General features: G+C 29.6%; 26 protein-coding genes. All 26 read left to right on the top strand.

Annotated features, from left to right (window positions below; all coding sequences use genetic code 11):
- Positions 1–49 precede the first annotated feature (49 nt).
- The 26 genes from VJI94_RS04215 (at position 50) to fabF (ending at position 23,487) form a co-directional block, all read left to right on the top strand.
- On the top strand, positions 50–526 hold the full coding sequence (locus VJI94_RS04215; RefSeq protein WP_004832758.1) for a YehR family lipoprotein: 477 nt from the start codon (positions 50–52) through the stop codon (positions 524–526).
- A 232-nt stretch (positions 527–758) separates the two neighbouring features.
- Complete coding sequence (locus tag VJI94_RS04210; protein WP_081446144.1) at positions 759–1,244, top strand: YehR family lipoprotein; 486 nt, start codon at positions 759–761, stop codon at positions 1,242–1,244.
- A 171-nt stretch (positions 1,245–1,415) separates the two neighbouring features.
- Entirely contained in the window at positions 1,416–1,892 is a 477-nt protein-coding gene (locus VJI94_RS04205; protein WP_248111213.1) for a YehR family lipoprotein, read from the top strand.
- Between the two features lie 188 nt (positions 1,893–2,080).
- Positions 2,081–3,043: a metal ABC transporter solute-binding protein, Zn/Mn family gene (locus VJI94_RS04200; protein WP_029949937.1), complete on the top strand. Its 963-nt coding sequence runs from the start codon at positions 2,081–2,083 to the stop codon at positions 3,041–3,043.
- 68 nt (positions 3,044–3,111) lie between these two features.
- Positions 3,112–3,822 carry a metal ABC transporter ATP-binding protein gene (locus tag VJI94_RS04195; RefSeq protein ID WP_040596976.1) on the top strand — a complete coding sequence of 237 codons (711 nt, stop codon included), beginning with the start codon at positions 3,112–3,114 and terminating at the stop codon, positions 3,820–3,822.
- A gap of 3 nt (positions 3,823–3,825) precedes the next feature.
- Positions 3,826–4,710: a metal ABC transporter permease gene (locus VJI94_RS04190; RefSeq protein WP_004832762.1), complete on the top strand. Its 885-nt coding sequence runs from the start codon at positions 3,826–3,828 to the stop codon at positions 4,708–4,710.
- A complete protein-coding gene (locus tag VJI94_RS04185) occupies positions 4,707–5,816 on the top strand; it encodes a metal ABC transporter permease (RefSeq protein WP_269720747.1) in 1,110 nt (369 codons plus the stop codon). Before VJI94_RS04190 ends, VJI94_RS04185 begins: the two co-directional genes overlap by 4 nt.
- 330 nt (positions 5,817–6,146) lie before the next feature.
- A complete protein-coding gene (locus VJI94_RS04180) occupies positions 6,147–7,205 on the top strand; it encodes an ABC transporter substrate-binding protein (protein WP_324008447.1) in 1,059 nt (352 codons plus the stop codon).
- A 90-nt stretch (positions 7,206–7,295) separates the two neighbouring features.
- Positions 7,296–8,981: an iron ABC transporter permease gene (locus VJI94_RS04175; protein ID WP_324008446.1), complete on the top strand. Its 1,686-nt coding sequence runs from the start codon at positions 7,296–7,298 to the stop codon at positions 8,979–8,981.
- 8 nt (positions 8,982–8,989) lie between these two features.
- Positions 8,990–10,060, top strand: a complete 1,071-nt coding sequence (locus VJI94_RS04170; RefSeq protein WP_324008445.1) for an ABC transporter ATP-binding protein — start codon at positions 8,990–8,992, stop codon at positions 10,058–10,060.
- 176 nt (positions 10,061–10,236) lie between these two features.
- Positions 10,237–10,821 carry a DUF3841 domain-containing protein gene (locus VJI94_RS04165; RefSeq protein ID WP_324008444.1) on the top strand — a complete coding sequence of 195 codons (585 nt, stop codon included), beginning with the start codon at positions 10,237–10,239 and terminating at the stop codon, positions 10,819–10,821.
- A 171-nt stretch (positions 10,822–10,992) separates the two neighbouring features.
- The gene (locus tag VJI94_RS04160; protein WP_324008443.1) at positions 10,993–11,439 is read left to right on the top strand and encodes a hypothetical protein; all 447 of its coding nucleotides are present in this window, start codon (positions 10,993–10,995) and stop codon (positions 11,437–11,439) included.
- Between the two features lie 77 nt (positions 11,440–11,516).
- The gene (locus tag VJI94_RS04155; RefSeq protein WP_248111203.1) at positions 11,517–12,116 is read left to right on the top strand and encodes a hypothetical protein; all 600 of its coding nucleotides are present in this window, start codon (positions 11,517–11,519) and stop codon (positions 12,114–12,116) included.
- A gap of 180 nt (positions 12,117–12,296) precedes the next feature.
- Positions 12,297–12,902 (top strand): hypothetical protein, encoded by a 606-nt coding sequence (locus tag VJI94_RS04150; protein ID WP_269754301.1) that lies wholly within the window; start codon positions 12,297–12,299, stop codon positions 12,900–12,902.
- 181 nt (positions 12,903–13,083) lie between these two features.
- Positions 13,084–13,602, top strand: coding sequence for a biotin transporter BioY (locus VJI94_RS04145; RefSeq protein ID WP_004832774.1), 519 nt, complete (start codon positions 13,084–13,086; stop codon positions 13,600–13,602).
- Positions 13,603–13,802: 200 nt separating this feature from the next.
- Entirely contained in the window at positions 13,803–14,030 is a 228-nt protein-coding gene (gene acpP / locus VJI94_RS04140) for an acyl carrier protein (protein ID WP_004832775.1), read from the top strand.
- A 42-nt stretch (positions 14,031–14,072) separates the two neighbouring features.
- Positions 14,073–14,510 (top strand): acetyl-CoA carboxylase biotin carboxyl carrier protein, encoded by a 438-nt coding sequence (accB, locus tag VJI94_RS04135; RefSeq protein ID WP_324008442.1) that lies wholly within the window; start codon positions 14,073–14,075, stop codon positions 14,508–14,510.
- Position 14,511: 1 nt separating this feature from the next.
- Positions 14,512–15,879 (top strand): acetyl-CoA carboxylase biotin carboxylase subunit, encoded by a 1,368-nt coding sequence (accC, locus tag VJI94_RS04130; protein ID WP_324008441.1) that lies wholly within the window; start codon positions 14,512–14,514, stop codon positions 15,877–15,879.
- Positions 15,863–16,729, top strand: a complete 867-nt coding sequence (accD, locus tag VJI94_RS04125) for an acetyl-CoA carboxylase, carboxyltransferase subunit beta (RefSeq protein ID WP_004832778.1) — start codon at positions 15,863–15,865, stop codon at positions 16,727–16,729. The genes accC and accD overlap by 17 nt, the downstream gene beginning before the upstream one ends.
- A complete protein-coding gene (locus tag VJI94_RS04120) occupies positions 16,729–17,646 on the top strand; it encodes an acetyl-CoA carboxylase carboxyltransferase subunit alpha (protein WP_324008440.1) in 918 nt (305 codons plus the stop codon). The genes accD and VJI94_RS04120 overlap by 1 nt, the downstream gene beginning before the upstream one ends.
- Complete coding sequence (locus tag VJI94_RS04115; RefSeq protein WP_324008439.1) at positions 17,646–18,593, top strand: beta-ketoacyl-ACP synthase III; 948 nt, start codon at positions 17,646–17,648, stop codon at positions 18,591–18,593. Before VJI94_RS04120 ends, VJI94_RS04115 begins: the two co-directional genes overlap by 1 nt.
- 9 nt (positions 18,594–18,602) lie before the next feature.
- A complete protein-coding gene (locus VJI94_RS04110; RefSeq protein ID WP_324008438.1) occupies positions 18,603–19,547 on the top strand; it encodes a DUF561 domain-containing protein in 945 nt (314 codons plus the stop codon).
- The gene (locus VJI94_RS04105; protein WP_324008437.1) at positions 19,540–20,619 is read left to right on the top strand and encodes a nitronate monooxygenase family protein; all 1,080 of its coding nucleotides are present in this window, start codon (positions 19,540–19,542) and stop codon (positions 20,617–20,619) included. The genes VJI94_RS04110 and VJI94_RS04105 overlap by 8 nt, the downstream gene beginning before the upstream one ends.
- Positions 20,620–20,623: 4 nt before the next feature.
- The gene (locus tag VJI94_RS04100; RefSeq protein ID WP_324008436.1) at positions 20,624–21,520 is read left to right on the top strand and encodes an ACP S-malonyltransferase; all 897 of its coding nucleotides are present in this window, start codon (positions 20,624–20,626) and stop codon (positions 21,518–21,520) included.
- A complete protein-coding gene (fabG, locus tag VJI94_RS04095) occupies positions 21,513–22,247 on the top strand; it encodes a 3-oxoacyl-[acyl-carrier-protein] reductase (protein ID WP_150263242.1) in 735 nt (244 codons plus the stop codon). The genes VJI94_RS04100 and fabG overlap by 8 nt, the downstream gene beginning before the upstream one ends.
- A 7-nt stretch (positions 22,248–22,254) precedes the next feature.
- Positions 22,255–23,487 carry a beta-ketoacyl-ACP synthase II gene (gene fabF / locus VJI94_RS04090; RefSeq protein ID WP_324008435.1) on the top strand — a complete coding sequence of 411 codons (1,233 nt, stop codon included), beginning with the start codon at positions 22,255–22,257 and terminating at the stop codon, positions 23,485–23,487.
- Position 23,488: the final 1 nt, after the last annotated feature.

Genomic DNA, 23,488 nt, shown 5'->3' with positions numbered 1-23,488 from the left:
CTTTTTAATGTGGTAAAATAAGTTATAAAAATTTATACGGAGGTAAATTATGAAAAGATTAAAAAGTATTTTATTATCTTTAGCAATGATTTTTGTTGTGGTACTATCAACAGCATGCTCAAGCAAAGAAGCTACTACTGCTACAAAGACTTTTGTTAAAGAACAAAATGGAATGAAAGTAACTTTGGTTTATACTTACATTGAAAAAGAAGACAAGGTTATAAAGCAAACAAGCAAAACTGAAGCTCCATTTTCAGCATTTCAAGGTAAAGATGTAGAACAGGTTAAACAACAATTACAAGCTGTTTCTAAACGATATCAAGGAATTAAAGGTTTAAAAGAAACTCTTGATATTCAAGAAGATAAATTTCTTGAAGAAGTTGAAGTAGATTATGCAAACTTTGATTATGAAAAGGCAAAAGATCTTCCTGGAATGACTTTCTCAGGAGATCCTTCAAAAACTAAAGTTAGTATGCAAAAAAGCGAAGAATTAGTGTTAAAACAAGGATTTGTAGAACAAAAATAATATGATTTTATTATAAAAAGGTAGTATAATTTTATACTGCTTTTTTGTTTGTTATGATATTTTCCAGTTAGTGGTTTTAATTTTCCAATGCATTTGAAAAAAGTTTTATAATGTGGTAGAATAATTATAGAAATCTTTGTGTGAAGGAGATTTGTTAAAGATTGTTAAGAAGGTAAAGATTTGTGAAAAAAAGATAATATTAGTATATTATTTTGATTGTAAGGAGGTAGCTATGAAAAATTTTAAAAGAATACTTACAAGTTTTATGTTGATTTTTTCAATTATATTACTGATAGCTTGTGGCGGAGAGAAAAGTAAAACTTATTACATGTCAGAAAACGGAAGTGAAATGACGGTAAAGGTAAAATATAAAGATGATGTAGTAAATGAATTGGATATTGATGCTAAAATGTCATATAAATCACTGGATGTAGAAAATCAAGAACAGGCAAAACTTCTATTTTCTATGATAAAGAGTATGGGAGCAAGTCTTGAAGGGATAAAATTTGATGTTGAATATGGTAATAATGAAGCCACATTAAAAGTTAATATTGATTTGAACAAAGTGAATCCTGAAAAGCTAAAAGCATTAGCCGGTTCATTTGGAGGAAAAGTTTCTGAAAAATCTTCAGGAGAGCTTGAAGAAGGGCTAAACAAAATAAAGAGTTTTAAAGAATTGGAAAAATCTCTTTTGGAAGCCGGATTTAAAGAAAAATAATATTATTCTATAAAAGGTAGTACAATTGTACTGCCTTTTTATTTTATAACTGTCATTTTATCATATTTTGATATTTTATTTAATGAAATTGCATATTAATATTAAAATTTACTTGAAAAAATTTTTTAATTATGATAAAATGTGTCAAGAATATTTTAATGGAGGTATATTATGAAAAAAATAAGAAATGTTCTATTATCAATGGCTATGATTTTTATCGTGGTACTGTCAACAGCTTGCTCAAGCAAAGAAGCTGCTACTGCTACAAAAACTTATGTACTTGAAAAAAACGGCTTGAAAACAACTATAGTTTATACTTATATTGAAAAGGAAGACAAAGTTGTAAAGCAAACAACTAAAAATGAAGGTATATATGCTCAATTGCCAAGTACGAAGACTAAAGAAGAGACTCAAAAGGTATTAGATCCAATCGCTAAAAAATATCAAGGAATCAAAGGAATAAAACATTCAATAGATTATCAAGAAGATAAGTTTATTGAAGATTTAGAAGTTGATTACACAAATATTGATTATGAAAAGGCAAAAGAAGTTCTTGGAAAGAATTTTCAAGATCCTGCAAAAACTAAGATTAGTATGAAAAAAACTGAAGAATTGATGAATAAGATGGGATATACAGAACAAAAATAATATGATTTATATCCAAAAGGTAGTACGAATTTGTACTGCCTTTTTTGTTGTAATTTATAAAATATTTTAGAAGGTTAAAAAATTTTTTACAAAAATAAATAATAATTATTGATATTATTTAAAAATTGTGATAATATATATTAGTAAGAGAAAACAAACTCTTTATAAAAATGTTTAGGAGGGAAAAAATGAGAAAAAAAATTATATTATTACTTGCATTGGTACTTTCCGTTGGGGTTTTAGGAGCTTGTACCAAAAAAGATGATAGTAAAAACAAAGAGGGAGAAAAGAAAACTGAGCAAAAGACTTCAAAGAAAAAAGTTGTTGCTACAAGTACAATGCTTACAGATTTGGTAAAGCAAATCGGTGGAGATAACTTTGAAGTTGAAGGAATGATGAAAGCGGGAGTTGACCCTCATCTATATAAGCCTACAGCAGGCGATGTGGAAAAACTTGAAAAAGCAGATGTTGTAGTTGTAAATGGATTACATTTGGAAGGACAAATGGGAGAAATTTTACAAGGTTTAGAAAAACAAAATAAGAACGTTGTAACTGCAGCAAAAAATATTCCATCAGATAGATTACTTCCTTGGGATGAAGAAGGAGCAGGTCCTAATGATCCACATATTTGGTTTAGTGTTAAGAACTGGAAAATAGCTGCGAAAAATGTAGCAGAAGGTTTGAAGAAAGCTGATAGTTCAAAAGCTGAAGAAATAGATAAAAATCTTGCTAAATATGAAAAAGAACTTGATGAACTTTCCGATTATATAAAGAAAAAAGTTTCTGAATTACCTGAAAATCAAAGAGTTTTAGTTACTGCTCATGATGCTTTTAACTATTTTGCAAAGGAATTCGGATTTAAGGTAGAGGCTATTCAAGGAATCAGTACAGAATCAGAAGCAAGTGCAGCTGATATAAAGAAACTTTCAGATTTCTTGGTTAAAACGAAAATAAAAGCAGTTTTTGTTGAATCTTCAGTTCCTAAGAAAACTATTGAATCTTTAGTTGAATCTTGTAAAGCTAAAGGACATAATGTTAAAATAGGTGGAGAGTTGTATTCTGACTCATTAGGAGATGATAATACAAAAGAAAATACTTATATCTCAATGTTTAAATATAATATTGATACTATAGTTGATGCTTTAAAATAATACTTGAAAAAAATCTCCTAAATATATATACTTATATTGTGGAGATTTTTTGTTTTTTGGAGGAAAAAATGGACGAAATAGCTGTAAAAGTTGAAGATTTAACTATTGCCTATTATCTTAAACCTGTAGTTTGGGATGTAGATCTGGATATTAAAAGAGGTAAACTTACCGCGATTTTGGGACCAAACGGTGCAGGTAAATCGACTTTGTTAAAGGCAATGTTAAATTTAATCCCCATTTCATCCGGAAAAATTTCATTTTTCGGCAAGCCTTATAAGGAATTTAGAAAAGATATTTCTTATGTGCCACAAAGTGAGTCTGTCGATTGGGATTTTCCGACAGATGTTTTGGATGTTGTTATGATGGGAACTTATGGGAAGCTCGGTTGGATAAAAAGAGCAGGTAAAAAAGAAAGAGAATTGTCTTTAGAGGCTTTAAAGAAACTTGGAATGGAAGAGTTTGTCGATAGGCAAATAAGCGATCTTTCCGGCGGCCAACAACAGAGAGTTTTCTTAGCGAGAGCATTAGTTCAAGATAGTGAAATTTATTTTTTAGATGAACCGCTAAAAGGGGTTGATGCTAAAACGGAAAAAGAAATTATGAAAATTTTGAAAGAACTTAGAGATAGCGGAAAGACAATCATAGTTGTTCATCATGATTTGAGAACTGTTGAGGAATATTTTGATGAGGTTGTACTTTTAAATAAATTGGTTGTTGCATCAGGTTCTGTTAGAGAAGTTTTTACTGAAGAAAATATAAATAAGGCATATAGGGTGTAGATTATGAACGGAATTTTAGATTTACTTACTGACTATACTTTTTTGATGATAGCTTTAGGTTCAGGACTTTTGGGACTTTTAAGTGGAATTATGGGAGTATATGTTACAGTGAGAAAACAAGGACTTATCTGTGATGCAATCAGCCATTCAACTCTTCCCGGTGTTTGTATTGCTTTTATGGTACTTGGAATTAAAAATTTGGAATTTTTACTTCTTGGAGCTTTTATTGCAGGAGTTATAGCGGCACTTCTTATTTTCGGAATTGATTTAAAATCAAAAGTAAAATTTGACAGTGCATTGGCAATTGTTTTGTCAACATTTTTTGGGCTTGGCGTTGTTTTACTTGCACTTATTCAAAGAGAAGCAAATACTAATCAAGCGGGTCTTGATAAATTTATATTTGGGCAAGCTGCCGCTTTTTTGAAAAAAGATATATATTTTTTAATCGGAATAATTATTTTGGTACTGTTTGTAATTTTACTATTTTGGAAAGAATTAAAACTTTTTTCCTTTGATCCGGAGTTTGCACAAACAAAGGGATTTTCTATAAATTTAATGACCGGAATATTAATAGTTTTACTTGTAATTTCAATAGTTATGGGAATTCAATCAGTTGGAGTAATTCTTATGAGTACAATGTTAATTGCACCACCTGTTGCTGCAAGACAATGGACGGATAAATTCAATGTTATGATGATTTTATCAGGAATTTTTGGAGCTTTTTCAGGAATTACCGGTTCATTTATAAGTATGTACTATAAGGGGTTGTCAACAGGACCGGTTATAGCGATAGTTGCAAGTTTAATTGTATTTTTTAGTATATTATTTTCGCCTAAAAAAGGAATTTTATTCAGTAAAAAGAGAACTATGCAAGGAGGGACTAAATGAGACAATTAGAAATTTTAATAGCTGTAAGTTTAGTTTCAGCTGCTTGTTCACTATTGGGACCATTTTTAATTCTTAGAAAAATGTCTATGATGATAGATTCTATAACTCATACAATTTTACTTGGAATCGTAATTGCTTTTTTCATTACAAAAGATTTGACAAGTCCTTTGCTGATTGTCGGTGCCGGACTGGTTGGAATACTTACTGTATTTTTGACGGAGCTTATAAATCAAAAGACAACTTTGCATGAAGATGCGTCAATAGGGCTTGTATTTCCATTTTTGTTCAGTATTGCTATAATATTGATTTCAAAATTTTTAAGAGGAGTGCATCTCTGTATTGACTCCGTTTTAGTTGGAGAAGTTGCATTTTCAATAATTCCGAGAATCGAGTTTTTCGGTTATGAAATGTCAAAGGTTATTTTTGTAATGGCAGTAATATTTTTAATTGATTTGATTTTTATTTGGGTGTTTTTTAAAGAATTAAAAATTTCTACATTCGACAAAAATTTAAGTTTGATTTCCGGATTTGCACCGGCTGTTATTTATTACGCTTTGATGAGTTTAGTTTCTATAACAACTGTAGGAGCATTTAATGCGGTGGGTTCAATACTTGTAATTTCATATATGGTTGTTCCATCTGCAACGGCATATCTATTAACACATGATTTGAAGAAAATGATATTTATAAGTGTTTTCACGGGAGTTTTAAGTAGTGTAATAGGATTTTATATGGCATATATTTATGACCTTTCTATTGCCGGAACAATAGCCATAGTTAACGGGTTGATATTTTTATTAGTATTTATATTTGAACCGAGAAACGGAATTATCAAAAAAATATTAAATGAAAACAGAAAAAGGGCTGAATTTGCAGAGGTTACAATGATGCTTCATATTATAAATCATGAAAATACTGAAAGAGCTGACATCGAGTGTAATGTTGTAAAAATAAATGAGCATTTATGTTATGCAAAGAATAAATTTGAAAAAGTTTTAAAGAACATAGTAAATAAAAAATTTGCATATATAGAAAATGACATTATAAAAGTTACTGACATTGGTAGAGAGAAAACTTTGGATAAATTTAATGAATGGATGAAGTAGATTAATAGAAAGAGTAATTTTTTAGAATCGTTTTCTAAATTTAATCTAAATTTTAAACAAATTATTTCAAAAAATTAATATTTTTTTAAAAGAGAGACAATTTTTCATAAATGATCTCTCTTTTTTGTTTTTAGTATGTTTTAAATGAGAACTAACAAATAGGGATGGATATTTTTGCAGGGACAATAAAGTCCCTTTTTAATTGTTCAAAAATTTAAAATTATTTTGAAAATTGATGAAAAAAATATAGATTTTTTTTAGGATTTTGAATATAATTAATCGTGGAGTGTGTACTCAACAAAAAGATAATATTTCTATTTAGGGGGAATTATGAAAAAGAAATTTTTGGCACTTATGTTGTCAGCATTAATGATTGGAACTACTGCTTGCGGAGGAAGTTCTGGAAAGAAAGATGATACGAGTAAAAATATGAAGGCGAATGAAGAAGTTACCGGAAAAATTAGAATCTATACTTCAATGTATGAAGATATAATTGCTAATATGAAGCCTGCACTCAAGAAGAAATTTCCTAATTGTGAAATCGAATTTTTCCAAGGCGGAACAGGAACTTTGCAAACAAAAATAGCCGGAGAAATTGATGCGGGAAAACTTGCTTGTGATATTATAATGGTTGCAGAACCTTCTTATGCTTATGAATTAAAAGAAAAGAAAGTACTACATAAATTTGATATCGAAAACAAAGATAAATTAGCTTTCGAATATGATAAAGAAGGATATTGGTATCCAGTTAGAATTTCTAATATGGTTTTAGCTTATAATCCTGAAAAAACAAAGAAAGAAGATTTAGCTCAAACTTTTAAAGAATTTGCTGAAAAGGAAAGTCTTACAGGAAAAATTTCAATGTCAGATCCTTTAAAATCAGGTACAGCTCTTGCAGCTATCAGCGGATTAAAGGATAAATATAAGGATGAATATTTCACTAATTTAGCTAAGAGAAAAGTTGCTATTGAAGCGGGTAGTGTTGCTTTAACTAAACTTGAAACCGGAGAAATGGACGAACTTATGATTCTTGAAGAATCTGTTTTAAAGAAAAGACAAGATGATAACTCTTCATTGGAAGTTATATATCCTAAAGACGGAACTATTGTGGTTCCTTCACCAATTATGGTCGTAGATGAAAAATTAACAGAAAACAAGAATACAAAAGCGGCAGAAGCTATTTCAAAATGGTTTTTATCAGAAGAAGGTCAAAAATATATAGTTAAAGGATGGATGCACTCTGTATTAAAAGATTTTCCTGAAGTTCCTTATGATGCAATTAAAACTTCTGAAATTACATCAAACAGTATAAATGTTAAATGGGAACAATTAGTTAAAGATAGAGATTCTCTAAGAAAGATGTTTACAGATACAATTGGTAAAAAATAAATTCACAGAATACTTAGAGATTGTTATTTCACAATAAAAAATATATAACGGAGGGAGGAAACTCCCTCTTGTTAATGAAAGGTTTATTTTATGCAAAAGACAGAAAGAAAATTTAGAATAGATATAAAGTGGATAATAATACTATCGATTATAGCATTTTTACTTATTTTTGAAGTTTTTCCGCTTTTATATCTCTTTGTTAAATCTATATTTCCAAACGGGAGTTTTACTTTAGAAGCTTTTAAGAGAGTTTATAGTTATGATGCGAATTTTATAGCTATAAGAAATACGATTGTTACTGCGGTTGCAACAACATTTTTTGGAATGTTAATTGCTTTTCCGCTTGCTTTTTTAGTTGGAAGAACTAATTTATATGGTAAAAAAATATTTAGAACTATGTTTGTTATAACATATATGGTTCCACCTTATGTAGGGGCTATGGCTTGGCTTAGACTTTTAAATCCGAGAGTTGGAACTTTAAATATGTTTATTCAAAAATTATTTGGACTTAGTGAACCGATTTTCAATATTTACAGTGTATGGGGAATGATTTGGGTACTTACTTGTTTTTATTATCCTTATGCTTTTATCACTATTTCTCGTGCAATGGAAAAAATGGATCCTTCTTTAGAAGAAGCTGCTAGAATTTCAGGAGCAAGTCCTTTAAAGACTTTATTTACTGTTACAATTCCAATGATGACACCAAGTTTAATTGCTGCGGGACTTTTAGTTTTTGTAACGGCTGCATCTTGTTACGGTATTCCGTCAATAATTGGAGCTCCGGGACAAATTCATACAGTTACAACTAGAATAATAGAGTTTGTTCATATAGGAAATGAAGAAGGCATAATTGATGCTACAACTTTAGCAGTATTCTTGATGATAATTGCAAATTTAGTTTTGTACTTTTCAACATTTGTACTGGGGAAGAAACAATTTATAACTATGAGCGGGAAATCAACAAGACCTACAATAGTTGATTTAGGAAAATGGAGAACACCTCTTACAATATTGGTTTCAATTTTTTCTTTTATAGTAGTAATAGTTCCGTTTATAACAGTTGCTCTTACTTCTGTAACTATCAATATGGGTAAGCCTTTGTCTGCAAGAAATATTTCATTTAGATTTTGGAAACAAATGCTTACAAGAGATAGTATATTGAGTTCTACAATGAACAGTTTGATTGCAGCTTGTGCTGCAGCATTTTTGGGGATAATAATTTCTTGCATGATGGCTTATTTGCTTGAAAGAACGAGAGTTAAAGGAAGAAAGATTCCGGACTTTTTAATAACTGTAGGTTCAGGAACTCCAAGTATTGCAATAGCTCTTGCTCTTATAATGACAATGAGTGGAAAATTTGGAATAAATATTTATAATACAATTTATATTATGATAATTGCATATATGATTAAGTATATGTTAATGGGAATGAGGACTGTAGTTTCAGGAATGAGTCAGGTTCATCCTTCTCTTGAAGAGGCATCACAAATCTCCGGAGCAGGCTGGCTTAGAATGGTTAAAGATGTTACCGCACCGCTTATAATGCCTTCAATAGTTGCAGGGATATTTTTAATATTTATGCCTTGTTTCTATGAACTTACTATGAGTACGCTTTTGTATTCATCACATACAAAGACAATCGGTTTTGAACTTTACAATTATCAAACTTATCATAGTCAACAAATTGCAAGTGTACTTGCTACTGCAATTTTGATTTTTGTATTGGTAGTTAACTGGATTTTAAATAAACTTACAAAAGGTAAGTTTTCAATTTAGGAGGAAAAATGTCAACGATTACTATAAAAGAATTAAGTAAATCTTTTGGTAATGTAGAAGTTTTAAAACCTTTTACAGATACTTTTAAAGATGGTGAATTTATAACACTATTAGGACCTTCAGGTTGTGGTAAAACAACAATGTTAAGACTTATTGCCGGATTTGAAAAACCTACAAGCGGGGAAATTCTAATAGGAGATAAAGTTGTTTCAGGAGGAAAAACATTCCTTCCACCTGAAAAAAGAGGAATAGGAATGGTATTTCAATCATATGCAGTTTGGCCTCATATGAATGTTTTTGACAATGTTGCCTATCCTTTGAAAATAGCCGGTATAAAGAAAGAAGAAATAAAAGAGAGAGTTGAAAAAGTTTTAGAAATAGTTCACTTATCTCAATATAAAGATAGAGCACCTTCAGAACTTTCTGGTGGACAACAACAAAGGGTTGCATTAGGACGTGCTTTGATTGCAAAACCTAAATTACTTTTACTTGATGAACCACTTTCAAACTTGGATGCGAAACTAAGAGAAGAAATGCGTTTTGAAATAAAAGAGATACAAAGAAGACTTGGAATTACAGTTGTATATGTAACACATGATCAAATAGAAGCTATGACAATGAGTGATAGAATTATTTTGATTAATAAAGGTGTTGTTCAACAAATAGGAACTCCTAAAGAAATTTACAGAAATCCTGTAAATCCTTTTGTTGCAAACTTTGTGGGTCGTGTTAATTTCATTAAAGGAGTTGCGAAAGACGGTTTTGTTGAACTTGCAAATACAGGAAAGAAATTACCTTATGACGGAGATAAGTCAGGAAATGTTATAGTTGCAATAAGACCTGAAGCTCTTAGAATTGATGAAAGAGATGGAACAATTGATGCTAAACTTGTAAGTCAATTCTATCTTGGAGATGTAAATGACTGTAAGGTAGATTTGGGGAATGACAATGTAGTCAGAGTTATTGACCACGTCGAAACTTATGGGGTTTACGAAGAAAATGCAAATATCAAATTGAGAATTAAAAACTTTATGGTATTTGACGATGACGGAAAAGATTATACAAAGATAATAACTTAAGAATAAGAACCCCACCCTTCCACGACGCTTTGCATCGGGTGGGTGCCCGGGAACCTTGTTGTTTCACAATAGGAGCTATTGAATTTTTTCAATAGCTTTTTTGTATTATTTTCAATTTGATTTTTGTGGTTTAATGTAATATAATAGATTATAGAGATAAGAAGGGATGTGAATATATGGAAACTGTAAGATTATATACCAGACAAGATATTAGATCTTTAAAAGAAATTGAAGAGAAAGGATATTTTACAAATAAAATTTCTTATGTTAAAGAAAATTTTGGAGTGATTTCTGACTATATTTTAAATTGTTATAATTATTTTGTAAAAGAGGCAAGTAAAAGAGTTCCAAAACCTGATGAAGTTGAAATGCCTGTTTGGTGTGGAGTAAGTAATAAGAATTGTATGCCCGTAATTGAAAATACAGTTGTATATGTTTTAGATGTTCCAAAAGATGAAGTAATCTACTTTGACGGAGTTAAATGGGATTATGTACTCAATCATCATTATATCCCTTTGAATGAAGAAGATGATAAAAAGTATAAAAAAAGATTAAAAGAAAAAGGGATAGATAACGGATTTGAGTTTTTTGAGGGAAAGTATAAGAATGTTTTTCCAGAAGAAAGACAAATAGTTATAGACAGTTGGACTAGAATATTCGATATTGATGAATGGGATATTTATAGAGTACAGGCAAATATTTGGAAAATAAAAAAAGAATGGATTTATGCCATTGTAAATATGGGAGATAAAATCCCTTAAATTTCATATTTAAGCGATAATTTAATAAATATTTATTTTGAAATTATTGACATTTTTTTGGAATATGCTACAATAAAATAAAGATAATAATTTTTTTGTTTAGTATATTATCATACGTCATTTGATGTACATATTTTTAGATTAATCCGTGCATACTTCAAGGAGGATTTTATGAAAAAATTTTTTAGAAGATTGGCTTTGATTTTGCCTGTTTTTATTGCTTTGTCAGGTTGTTCTAAAAGTTCCAAAGTTGATGACGATAATACAAAAAAGCAAGTAGTTAGAAAGGCAAGTAAAGAGGTTGAAAAAATTTGTGGATATTATTATGCGTATGATTCACAAATTGTTTTAGATAATGGTGAATATTATGGTGTGCCTTGTATGTATTATAAGGCTAAACCTATAGACTTTGATAAATGTTCAAAAGAATCCGTTAAAAAACTTCGTGGTAATTTTACGGATGATGGAAATTTTTTAGAACCCAAAATTTTTGAAGAAGGCGGAAAAAAGTATTTAACAGCTAATTTTTTCCCTGAAAAGAAGTTTTGGATAAAAGATGAAAAAACCATTGTTGATGTTGAAACGAATACGGAATATAAAAAGGGTGACCCTAAATAAATATGTAAAATTAATTAAACAACTAATGGTTTTTGCCATTAGTTGTTTTTTTAAAAATAAGAAGTAAGGGGGATGTTATGAAAAATAAATTTAAAATTTTATTTCTATCGTTCTTTTTATTGACTTCTTGTAGCAATGGAAGAACTAAATCGTATGAAAATAATTTTAGAAAATATCAATATGGGAATGATATTTTTATAGAGGCTAAGATGGATGCTTATAGAAATTTGAATGATGTTGAAAAGGAAACGGAAGTAATTGTTTTAGGTAAAAAAATAAAACAAAATCCGTCAACAATACAAAAAAATAATGGTTATGTTAATGGTGTATATACAATCTCGAATTTTAAAATAGAAAAGGTTTTTAAAGGTAATTTTAAACCGAGAGATGTTGTAGATGTTTTTGAAAGTGCTGGAATAGATGAGAAAACAGGAAAGATTTATCATATTGAAGGATATGAGTTAATGGAAAAGGATGAGAAATATTTACTGTTTTTAAGACATTCGGAAACTGATCCATGGTATATGATATCAGGATTGAAATTTGGCAAAATTTCACTTTCAGGTAAAAAAGGAGATTTGCGATTAGAAATGGAAAAAGCAAATGAGTATTTGGAAGAATTTGAAAATGAAGATAGAATAAGAGAAGAAGCAATAAAAAAATATATTGAAAAGTAGTAATTTAAAAGATAGAATAATCATAAAATTAAAGAGTTGGAAGTCCAACTGTTATCACGTACACAACCAGCAAATAATTCAAGATCTGTTATGAGAGCAACAGAATTTAATTATAAACCTTATCCACTATCAGATGATAAAGCTGGAATTTTAGCTAAGTATTAGTATTAGGAGGAAGTTATGAAAAATAAATTTAAAATTTTATTTCTATCGTTCATTTTATTGACTTCTTGTAGCAATGGAAGAACTAAATCGTATGAAAATAATTTTAGAAAAAATCAATATGGGAATCATATTATTGCAGATGCTAAGCTAGATTATTATGGAAATTTGAATGATGTTGAAAAGGAAACAGAAGTAATTGTTTTAGGTAAAAAAATAAAACAAAATCCATCTACAATAAAAAAGGATAAAGTTTATAGAGGTGTTTATGGGGCATATACAATCTCGAATTTTAAAATAGAAAAGATTTTTAAAGGTAATTTTAAACCGGGAGATGTTATAGATGTTTATGAAAGCGCCGGAATAGATGAGGAAACGGGAAAGATTTATCATATTGCAGGATATGAGTTAATGGAAAAGGATGAGGAATATTTACTGTTTTTAAGACATTCGGAAACTGATCCGTGGTATATGATATCAGGATTGAAATTTGGTAAAATTTCACTTTCAGGTAAAAAATCAGAGTTCAGAATAGAATTAGAAAAAGCAGATCATTATCCGGAAGCTTTTGAACTTGAAGGTAAAATAAGAGAAGAAGCGATAAAAAAATATATTGAAAAGTAGTGATAAAAAATTTTGAATGCAGTCTGTTGAGTGGTTTTTACAGACTGCTTTTTTATGAAAAATATCCTTAACTTTTATAATTTAATTTTTTTACTTTAGGGAAAAATTTACTTACAATATTGACAAAAAAATTTTTTTGTGTTCTAATTTTTAAGTAAAAATTTTAAAGAAAGGAGATATTATGAAGATAAGTGCAAAAGATCTCACTTTAGTAGCCTTATTTAGTGCATTAATTGCCGTTGGAGCATTTATAAAGATTCCATTTCTACTTGTTCCGATTACATTACAAACGCTATTTATTGTTCTGTCAGCATTGGTGTTGGAACGTAAATTAGCTGTATTAAGTGTAATTGTATATATAATGATTGGGCTTGTAGGATTTCCTATATTTGCAAATGGTGGAGGAATAAATTATATTTTCAGTCCAACTTTTGGATACTTGGTATCATTTATATTTGCAACTTATTTTATTTCTAGCTTTAAGGAAAAGAATATTTATATAAGTACTGCTATTGGAATGTTAATTATTTATGCTCTAGGAATGATGTATTTTGTATTTATACAATATGTGCTTAATGGGAAAGTGTATTTAATAAATTATTTATTTTATAATTTATTTTTAGTTTTTTTACCCGGAGATATACTTTCTTGTGTAGTTGCAATCATTGGATATAGAAAGATACTTAGATTAAAGAAATAGAACTTTTTAATAATTTTTTAGAAACAATACTCTTTTTGATTTTTTATCAAATTAAGGGGGGTGTTGTTTTTTTGTGTTTTTATAAAAATTTAAGTTTCTTAAAAAATACTTGACATTATAAAACAAATAATATATAATTTGACTGTCAAAACTTTGACTATCAAATATTTGATAATCAAAATAAAAAAGGAGATAAAATTATGTTAGAAAAAGTTAGAGAAATTTTAGTAGAATCATTAAATATCGAAGGAAGTGAGGTAGTTCCTACTGCAAGATTAAATGAAGATTTAGGAATTGATTCTTTATCATCTATTGAACTTGCATTGGAAATAGAATCAGAATTCGATATAAAAATTGAAGATGAAGAATTAATGAAATTACAAACTGTACAAGATGTAATAGATATTATTAACTCAAAGACGAAGTAGTAAGCTATCAAAATTAGCTTACTAAATTTTTAGGAGAAATTTATGGATATTGACAAGATAAATAGTATTATTGAATTGTTTAAAAATTCAGGTTTAGATGAAATGACTTTAGAACTTAAAGATTTTAAGATCAATTTGAAAAATAATAAAGTTGAATATGTTACTAAAGAGGTAGTAAATGTTGTAGAGAAAAGTAATTCTGTAAAACCTGTAAAAGAAGAGAAACAAGTTGATGATACTAACGGTGAATGGATTAAAGCTCCTTTTGTTGGAACTTTTTATGTTGCACCAAGTGCTAATGAAGCACCTTATGTAAAAGTTGGTCAAAAGATAAAAGAAGGTGATATTATTTGTATTTTGGAAGCTATGAAAGTTATGAACGAAATAAAATCCAATAAGAGTGGAACTGTGCTTGAAATTAAAGCACAAAATGGAAATATGATTGAATTTAATGAGGAGCTTATCTTGATAGGAGATTAAGATGATTAGAAAGTTACTAGTTGCTAATCGTGGTGAAATAGCAGTAAGAATAATTAGAACTTGCAAAGAAATGGGGATAACCTCTGTTGCAGTTCATTCGGTTGGAGATAAGGAAGCGTTGCATGTTAATTTGGCAGATGAAGCAATATGTATAGGTCCTGATAATCCTTTACAATCATATCTTAATATGAATAATATTATTCAAGCTGCTTGTAGTAGCGGATGTGATGCAATTCATCCAGGATTTGGATTTTTAAGTGAGAATCCTAAATTTGCAAAATTAGTTGAAGAATGTGGTTTAATTTTTGTAGGGCCTAATCATGAATTGATAAGTATGTTAGGGGATAAAAATGAAGCCAGATTACAAATGGAAAATATTGGAGTTCCAGTTATTCCTGGAACTAAAAATGTCATTGAAAATGTTGAGGAAGGACTTTTAGAAGCAGAAAAAATTGGATATCCAGTTATCATCAAAGCCTCTAGTGGTGGTGGTGGTAAAGGAATGAGAATAGTTTGGGATAGTTCTGATTTTATTGAAAATTTTAATACTGCAAAATCTGAGGCAAAAGTTAGTTTTAATGATGATAGAGTTTATATTGAAAAATATATTGAATTACCAAAACATATTGAAGTACAAATTTTAGGGGATATGTTTGGAAATGTAATTCATCTATATGAACGTGATTGTTCAATGCAAAGGAAAAATCAAAAAATTTTGGAAGAGGCGCCTTGTCATGTTCTTGATAAAAAAATTCGAGAAAAGTTGATTACAGACGCTGTTAAAATTTGTAAGCATTTAAAATATTATTCAGCTGGAACTATTGAGTTTTTAGTTGATAAGTCAGGCAATTATTATTTTATGGAAATGAACACCAGAATTCAAGTAGAACATCCTATTACAGAGATGATTACGGGAGTTGATATAGTAAGGCAACAAATACGTGTTGCATCAGGATTAAAGCTAAATATCAAGCAAAAGGATATAAAAATCAAAGGATATTCTATTGAATGTAGGATAACTGCTGAAGATACTAAGAATAATTTTGCACCTTCTCCAGGTAAGATTGAATTTTTGAATCTACCTTGTGGGAATGGAGTTCGTATTGAAACTGCAGTTTATAATGGTTATACAATTCCACCTTTTTATGATTCTATGATTATGAAGGTGATAGCTTATGCTCCTACAAGATTAGCTTGCATTAAGAAGATGAGAGTTGCTCTTGAAGAATTATTTGTTGATGGAATAAGTACGAATATAGAGTTTCAATATTTGTTATTACATAGTCCAAATTTTATTAATGGTAGATATGATACTGGATATGTTGCAAAATATATAAAGGAGTTAAGTGAAAATGCAGAATATATTTAATACTAGAAAAAATAAAATAAGTAAACTTAAAATTTATAGAAAAAATAATACTACATTTTTACCAAAGGAAATTCCTGATGATCTTTTCAAAGCTTGTCCAAATTGTAATGAGAATATCACTAATGAAGAGTGGGAGTCCAATTTATATGTTTGTAGTAAATGTGGACATCATTTGAGAATTGGAGCTCCAGAGAGAATTAGAGAGCTTTGTGATATTAACTCCTTTGATGAATTTGATGCTGAAATTACTACCTTTAATGAAGAAAATTTTTATCAATATGATGAAAAGCTTGAAAAAGCTAAAGCAAATAGTGGAATAAATGAGGCTGTAGTTTGTGGAATTGGAGAAATTTCAGGAAAAAAAGTCGTTATTTGTGCTATGGATAGTAATTTTATGATGGGAAGTATGGGAAAAGTTGTAGGAGAAAAGATTACACGTTCAATTGAATATGCGACATTAAAAAAATTACCTTTAATTATAGCAACTGCAAGTGGTGGTGCCAGAATGCAAGAGGGAATTATTTCTTTAATGCAAATGGCAAAGACGAGTTCGGCTTTGAAAAAACATAATGATAAAGGCTTATTATATATAACTATTTTAACAGATCCAACTACAGGAGGAGTGAGTGCTAGTTTTGCAATGCTAGGAGATATAATTATTGCGGAACCCAATGCTCTTATCGGATTTGCAGGAAAGAGAGTTATTGAAAAAACTATAAATGAAAGTTTGCCTGAAGAGTTTCAAAGAAGTGAATTTTTATTAAAAAAAGGCTTTGTAGATTTTATAGTAAGTAGAAATAAATTAAAAGATACAATACATAAACTTTTAATTTTACATGGAGTGAAGTAATGGAATATAAAGATTATGAAGTAATTATAAAGGATCTTTTAAAGAAAAAAAGTAGTGCAACAGATGAAAAAGAAAAAGAAATTTTAAAAAATAAAATAAGAAAATTTTGTTATGAAGCAAATCAGAATTTAACTTCTTGGGATAGAGTTTGTATTGCAAGAAATAAATCACATCCTAAAGCAGAAGATTATATAAAAAGATTATTTTCAAATTTCATTGAATTGCATGGAGATCGCTATTATGGAGATGATAAGGCTATAATATCAGGAATTGGAATATTTCATGACATTCCTGTTACTATAATAGCACAAGCAAAGGGAAAGACTACAGAAGAAAATATTGAAAGAAATTTTGGAATGAGTAATCCGGAAGGTTATCGTAAAGCAATTAGACTTGCAAAACAGGCGGAAAAATTTAACAGACCAATAATAACTTTTGTTGATACTGCTGGAGCTTACCCAGGAAAAGATGCAGAAGAAAGAGGACAGGCAGAGGCTATTGCTAAATGTTTATTTGAATTTTCGACAATTGAAACACCTATAATATGTGTTGTAATCGGAGAAGGTGGAAGCGGTGGAGCTCTTGCTCTTAGTGTGGGCGATAGCATTATAATGCTTGAAAATTCAATTTATTCGATTTTATCACCTGAAGGCTTTTCATCAATTTTATGGAAAGATGAAACGAAATGTAAAGAAGCTAGTGAAATGATGAAACTTACAGCTTCAGACCTTAGAGATAAAAATATAGTTGATGAGATAATAAGAGAACCTTTTGGTGGAGCACAAAATAATTTTTTCGAAGTGATAAAACTTTTAGATGAATGTATCTATAAAAAAATCAAAGAATTGAGAAAAGTTAGTAAAAGTAGTTTACTTTCTAATAGATATAAAAAATATAGGAATATTGGAGTTTATTAATGAAAATTTTAGGTTTTGGGAAAGCTGTTCCTAGAAAAATTGTTACAAATGATGATCTTTCAAAATTTGTAGAAACAAGTGATGAGTGGATTTTTCAGAGAACAGGAATAAGAGAACGTAGAATTTCCGATGAAAACACAAGTGAATTGGCATATAGATCAGCTGTTGATGCGATAAAAAATTCAAATATTGATAAAAATGAAATCGACCTAATTGTTTGTGCAACAATGACTCCTGATAATTTTACTCCATCAGTAGCATGTATGGTACAAGAAAAGTTAGGACTTGGGGATAATGTTACTGCATTTGATGTAAATGCTGCATGTACAGGTTTTGTATATGCTTTAAAAATTGTAGCTTCTATGCTTAATACATATCATAAAAAAGCATTAATAATAGGCTGTGAAATACTTAGTAAAATAATAAATTTTGAAGATAGAAATACATGTGTTTTGTTTGGAGATGGAGCCGGAGCAATTGTTGTAGAAAAAGACGAGAAAAATGAGGAATTTTACACTTGTAGTTTAGGAAATGACAAAGATCTCATTGCTGAAAATGTAGAAATGAATTTTGAAATGAAAAACAAAGTTCTTAAATCTGGCTTTTTAAAGATGGATGGTAAAGAAGTATTTAAATTTGCTATAAATGTTGTAGAAAAATCTATAAATAAAATTTTAGATATGAATAATTTAAAAATTGAAGATATTAATTTGATTATTCCACATCAAGCAAATCAGAGAATAATAAATAATGTTGCTAAAAAATTTAATATAAGTAATGATAAGTTTTTTGTTAATTTAGAAAAATACGGCAATACAAGTGCTGCAAGTATCCCAATGGCTCTTTGTGAAGCCTTTGAATCAAAAAAAATTACAAAAGGAGATAAAGTAATTTTAGTTGGCTTTGGTGGAGGATTAACTTGGGGTTCTACAATTATTGAAATATAGGAGAAGATAATGATAAATGAAATATTAGGAATAAAATATCCGATTTTTCAAGGTGCGATGGCAAATATTTCAACTGCAGAATTTGCAGCAGATGTTAGTAATTCGGGTGCTCTTGGAATTATCGGAACTGGTGCAATGAATGCCAAAATGGTAAGGGAGTCTATAAAAAAATGTAAAGAACTTACTGATAAACCTTTTGGAGTTAATGTAATGCTTATGAATCCCTATTGCGATGAAATAATTGAGGTTATTTTAGATGAAAAAGTTGCAGTTGTTACTACAGGAGCAGGAAACTCGGGAGTTTATGTTGAAAAATTAAAAGCTCAAGGAATAAAAGTTATTCCAGTTGTTCCAAGTGTTGCTCTTGCAAGAAGAATGGAAAGTGTCGGTGTTGATGCAGTTATAGTTGAGGGAACCGAATCTGGAGGGCATGTTGGAGAACTTTCAACAATGGCTCTCGTTCCACAGGTAGTTGATGCGATAAATATTCCAGTAATTGCCGCAGGAGGAATTGCTGACGGCAGAGGTTTTAATGCTGCTATAAGTTTGGGAGCAATTGGTGTGCAAGTAGGTACTTGCCTACTAGTTGCTAAAGAATGTCCAGTTCATCAAAATTATAAAAATGCTGTAATTAAAGCAAAAGATATAGACACTGTTGTTACTGGTCGTAGTATAAATACACCGGTTAGAATTTTAAAAAATGATATGAGTAGAAAATTCTTACAATTAGAAAAAGAAGTTTCATCAAGGGAAGAATTAGAAAAGTTAACTTTAGGTTCTTTAAAAAGAGCTGTAATTGAAGGTGATGTTAAAAATGGTTCTGTGATGCTTGGACAAATTTCAGGTATGATAAAAGAAGAAAAAACATTGAAAGAAATTTTTGAAAATATTATGGAAGAAAGCAAAATAGAATTTAAAAGATTAAAAAATTTAATAGGGGGAGACAATGCTTAATTCTATTAAATTAAAAAATAAAATTTTAAAAGTACCAATTATTCAAGGAGGTATGGGAGTTGGAATTTCATTGTCAAATTTAGTAGGTAATGTTATGAGTGAAAATGCTATGGGAGTTTTAAGTTTCGCTCACCCCGGATATAATCGCAACACATTTTTAAAAAATACATCGGAAGATAATTTTATTGCAATGAAAGAAGAGGTTGATAAGGCTAGAAAGATTTCTGAAGGAAAAGGACTACTTGGAGTTAATATAATGGTTGCTACTTCTCAATATGCACTTTATGTTAAAGAATGTGTAAAGCTCGGTGTTGATGCAATAATTTCAGGGGCAGGTCTTCCTCTTAATTTGCCTGAATTGACTAAAGGAAGTGACGTTCTTATTGCCCCCATAGTTTCAAGTGCAAAGGCTTTAAATCTTATCATTAGAAGATGGGATCAACATCACAATAAAATTCCTGATTTTGTTGTAATTGAGGGAAGTGAAGCTGGAGGACATCTCGGATTTAAAAAAGACGATGTTCTAAATGATACTTGTGAAAGTATAGATGAAATTTTGGAACAATGTTTGAAATTAGTTGTTGATTATGAAGAAAAATATAATCAAAAAATTCCAATTTTTGTAGCTGGTGGAATTTTTACAGGAAGGGATATTGCAAAATATGTGAAACAGGGAGCGAGTGGAGTTCAAATAGGAACTAGATTTATTGCAACAGAAGAATGTGATGCTCACGAAAAATACAAAGAGATGTTCGTAAAAGCTAAAAGAGAAGACATCATTATAGTTAAAAGTCCAGCAGGTTTTCCCGGAAGGGCTATAAGAAATAAATTTACAGAAAGATTGGATAAAGATGGAAGAATTCCTGTAAAATATTGTGTTGATTGTATTTTACCATGTAATCCTAAAAACACAGTTTATTGTATAACTGATGCTTTAATAAGAGCAGTAAAAGGAGATGTGGAAAATGGATTAGTATTTTCAGGAACTAATGCTTATAGAATAGATAAAATAACAACTGTTAAAGAATTAATTTCAGAATTGGTTTCTGAAGCAAATAATGAATTGAGGTGATTACATGAAGATAGCATTTTTATTTGCCGGTCAAGGTGCTCAATATGTAGGAATGGGACAAGAATTGTCTGATAGTTCGGTATTTAAAGAAGTATTTGAATATTTGCCTTCAAATCTACAAAAGATTTGTTTTGAAGGTCCTGCAGAAGACTTAAATAATACTTTAAATGCCCAACCTTGTATAGTGGCAGTTTCCTTAGGAATAGCAAAAGTTTTAAATAGCTATAGGATAGACTGTGAATATGTGGCAGGTTTGAGTTTAGGAGAATATACAGCTTTGGCATATAGTGAAGTAATTTCTGTAGAAGATGTTTTAGAACTTGTTAGAAAACGTAGTGAGATTATGTCGAATGCTGTGTCTAAAAACACGGGAATGGCTGCAATTTTTAATTGTGAGGCAAAAATAATTGAAGATGCAATTAAAGATATAGAAAATGTAGAGATAGCAAATTATAATAGTCCTAAACAGATTGTAATTACAGGAAGTATGAATAGTATTGATGAAGCTATTTTGAAATTAAAAGATTTGGGATATAAGTCAAAAAAATTAAATGTAAGTGGGGCTTTTCATTCAAGTTATTTAAAAAATGCTAGTGATGAATTATTTTCTGTATTAAAAGAAGTTGAATTTAAAGAACCAAATAAAAAAATAGTTTTTAATACTATTGGGAAGACTTCTGATGAAGATATTAAAATACTTTTGAAAAATCAGATAAAATCAAGTGTAAAATTTATGCAAAGTGTTGAGTTTATGATTGAAAATGGCATTGATACTTTTGTTGAAATAGGACCTGGAAAAGTTTTAAGTGGATTGGTTAAACAAATTAATTCAGAAGTAAATATTTATCAAGTAGAAAGTCTTGAGTCTATAAGAAAGGTGGTTGAGTTATTACATGAATAAAGTTGCATTGATTACAGGAGGAAGTGGAGGAATAGGCAGAGCTATTTCAATCAAACTTGCCGAAGAAGGATATGATGTAGTTATCAACTATCATTCCGATTATGAAAAAGCATTAGAAGTAAAAAAAGTTTGTGAAGAATATAATGTTAAAGTTATGTTATATAAATGTAATATTTCAAAATTTGAAGAAGTTGAAATTATGTTTAAAGAAGTTGTAAAAGAAATGGGAAGAGTTGATGTTTTAGTTAACAACTCAGGAATCACTAGGGATACTTTAATTTTAAGAATGAGTGAAGAAGATTTTGATAAGGTAATAGATGTAAATTTAAAGGGATGTTTTAACTGCATAAAAAATGTTTCAAGAATTATGATGAAACAAAAATCAGGTGTTATAATTAATATTTCAAGTGTAGTTGGACTTTCAGGAAATATTGGACAAGTTAATTATGCAGCAAGTAAAGCTGGAATTTTAGGAATTACAAAATCTGTTGCAAGAGAATTGGTTTCACTAAATGTAAGATGTAATGCCATTGCTCCCGGTTTTATAGAAACAGAAATGACGGATGTTCTTTCTGAAAATGTAAAAGAAGGAATATTAAAATCAATTCCTATGAATAAGATGGGAAGTCCTGAAGATGTAGCAAATGTTGTTAAATTTTTAGTTAGTGATGAATCAAAATATATAACAGGTCAAGTAATTAATGTTGACGGTGGAATGATAATGTAGGTGTGATATGAAAAGAAGAGTTGTTATAAGTGGATTGGGAGTTGTTTCGCCAATCGGAAATGATAAGGAAGAACTTTGGAGTTCTATAGAAAATGGAAAATGTGGAATCGATGAAATTTCATTATTTGATACAAGTGAACATAAGGTAAAACTTGCAGCGGAAGTTAAAGATTTAGATTTTGACAAGTATTATAACAAGCGTGATTTAAAATTTAATGATCGTTTTGTAAAATTCGCAAGGATTGCTACTAAACAAGCCTTTGAAGATTCAAATCTTAAAGATTTTGATAGAGATAGAACTGGAGTTATTTTAGCAAGTGGAATAGGTGGAATAGAAACTATTTCAAATTGTGAAAATGTATTGAATGAAAAAGGACCAAGTAGAGTTTCTCCATATTTTATTCCTATGACATTGATAAATATAGGAGCTGGAACTGTGGCTATTGATTTAGATGCAAGAGGATATTGCAGTAGTGTTGTTACGGCTTGTGCAGCCGCTACAAATGCAATTGGTGAGTCTTTTTTAAAAATTAGAGATGGATATTTGGATATTGTTTTTACAGGAGGAAGTGAAGCTTCTATAACTTCACTTTCTGTAGCAGGATTTGCAAGTATGAGAGCTTTAAGTGAAAGTACTGATAAAAATAGAGCGAGTATTCCTTTTGATAAAGAAAGAAATGGATTTGTAATGGGAGAAGGAAGTGCAGTACTAGTTCTTGAAGAGTTAGAACATGCCCTAAAACGTAATGCTAAAATTTATGCTGAAGTTGTAGGATATGGAAACTCTTGTGATGCTAATCATATAACAGCTCCTTTAAGTGATGGAAGTGGAGCAGGAAAGGCAATGTTAAATGCGATTAATGATGCGGGATTGAATCCAAAAGATATAGAATATATTAATGCTCATGGTACTAGTACACCTTTAAATGATAAGTCAGAAACTTTAGCAATAAAATATGCTTTTGGAGAAAATTATAAAGATGTATTAGTTAGTTCTACAAAATCAGCTACAGGACATTTGCTTGGTGCAAGTGGTGCTGTTGAAGCATTAATCACAACTTTAGCATTAAAAAATTCTTATATTCCTGCAACATTGAATACAAATGAAATTGATGAAGAATGTGATCTGAATATCGTAAAAAATAAAGGATTAGAAAAAAATATAAAATATGCAATGAGTAATTCTTTGGGTTTTGGTGGACATAATGCGAGTATAATTTTAAAGAAATGGGAGGATTAAT

Source organism: Parvimonas sp. D9 (assembly GCF_035282565.1).
GTDB classification, from domain to species: domain Bacteria; phylum Bacillota; class Clostridia; order Tissierellales; family Peptoniphilaceae; genus Parvimonas; species Parvimonas micra.
This window is presented reverse-complemented; position numbering and strand designations above follow the sequence as displayed.

Excerpts from the sequence above, each read along its gene's own strand:
- acpP (WP_004832775.1), top strand. The coding sequence starts at position 13,803 with ATGTTAGAAAAAGTTAGAGAAATTTTAGTAGAATCATTAAATATCGAA.
- VJI94_RS04105 (WP_324008437.1), top strand. The coding sequence starts at position 19,540 with ATGCTTAATTCTATTAAATTAAAAAATAAAATTTTAAAAGTACCAATT.
- VJI94_RS04205 (WP_248111213.1), top strand. The coding sequence starts at position 1,416 with ATGAAAAAAATAAGAAATGTTCTATTATCAATGGCTATGATTTTTATC.
- VJI94_RS04185 (WP_269720747.1), top strand. The coding sequence starts at position 4,707 with ATGAGACAATTAGAAATTTTAATAGCTGTAAGTTTAGTTTCAGCTGCT.
- VJI94_RS04115 (WP_324008439.1), top strand. The coding sequence starts at position 17,646 with ATGAAAATTTTAGGTTTTGGGAAAGCTGTTCCTAGAAAAATTGTTACA.
- VJI94_RS04100 (WP_324008436.1), top strand. The coding sequence starts at position 20,624 with ATGAAGATAGCATTTTTATTTGCCGGTCAAGGTGCTCAATATGTAGGA.
- accB (WP_324008442.1), top strand. The coding sequence starts at position 14,073 with ATGGATATTGACAAGATAAATAGTATTATTGAATTGTTTAAAAATTCA.
- accD (WP_004832778.1), top strand. The coding sequence starts at position 15,863 with ATGCAGAATATATTTAATACTAGAAAAAATAAAATAAGTAAACTTAAA.
- VJI94_RS04155 (WP_248111203.1), top strand. The coding sequence starts at position 11,517 with ATGAAAAATAAATTTAAAATTTTATTTCTATCGTTCTTTTTATTGACT.
- fabF (WP_324008435.1), top strand. The coding sequence starts at position 22,255 with ATGAAAAGAAGAGTTGTTATAAGTGGATTGGGAGTTGTTTCGCCAATC.
- VJI94_RS04210 (WP_081446144.1), top strand. The coding sequence starts at position 759 with ATGAAAAATTTTAAAAGAATACTTACAAGTTTTATGTTGATTTTTTCA.
- VJI94_RS04165 (WP_324008444.1), top strand. The coding sequence starts at position 10,237 with ATGGAAACTGTAAGATTATATACCAGACAAGATATTAGATCTTTAAAA.
- VJI94_RS04110 (WP_324008438.1), top strand. The coding sequence starts at position 18,603 with ATGATAAATGAAATATTAGGAATAAAATATCCGATTTTTCAAGGTGCG.
- VJI94_RS04120 (WP_324008440.1), top strand. The coding sequence starts at position 16,729 with ATGGAATATAAAGATTATGAAGTAATTATAAAGGATCTTTTAAAGAAA.
- VJI94_RS04195 (WP_040596976.1), top strand. The coding sequence starts at position 3,112 with ATGGACGAAATAGCTGTAAAAGTTGAAGATTTAACTATTGCCTATTAT.
- VJI94_RS04215 (WP_004832758.1), top strand. The coding sequence starts at position 50 with ATGAAAAGATTAAAAAGTATTTTATTATCTTTAGCAATGATTTTTGTT.
- VJI94_RS04150 (WP_269754301.1), top strand. The coding sequence starts at position 12,297 with ATGAAAAATAAATTTAAAATTTTATTTCTATCGTTCATTTTATTGACT.
- fabG (WP_150263242.1), top strand. The coding sequence starts at position 21,513 with ATGAATAAAGTTGCATTGATTACAGGAGGAAGTGGAGGAATAGGCAGA.
- VJI94_RS04170 (WP_324008445.1), top strand. The coding sequence starts at position 8,990 with ATGTCAACGATTACTATAAAAGAATTAAGTAAATCTTTTGGTAATGTA.
- VJI94_RS04160 (WP_324008443.1), top strand. The coding sequence starts at position 10,993 with ATGAAAAAATTTTTTAGAAGATTGGCTTTGATTTTGCCTGTTTTTATT.
- VJI94_RS04180 (WP_324008447.1), top strand. The coding sequence starts at position 6,147 with ATGAAAAAGAAATTTTTGGCACTTATGTTGTCAGCATTAATGATTGGA.
- VJI94_RS04145 (WP_004832774.1), top strand. The coding sequence starts at position 13,084 with ATGAAGATAAGTGCAAAAGATCTCACTTTAGTAGCCTTATTTAGTGCA.
- VJI94_RS04175 (WP_324008446.1), top strand. The coding sequence starts at position 7,296 with ATGCAAAAGACAGAAAGAAAATTTAGAATAGATATAAAGTGGATAATA.
- VJI94_RS04200 (WP_029949937.1), top strand. The coding sequence starts at position 2,081 with ATGAGAAAAAAAATTATATTATTACTTGCATTGGTACTTTCCGTTGGG.
- accC (WP_324008441.1), top strand. The coding sequence starts at position 14,512 with ATGATTAGAAAGTTACTAGTTGCTAATCGTGGTGAAATAGCAGTAAGA.
- VJI94_RS04190 (WP_004832762.1), top strand. The coding sequence starts at position 3,826 with ATGAACGGAATTTTAGATTTACTTACTGACTATACTTTTTTGATGATA.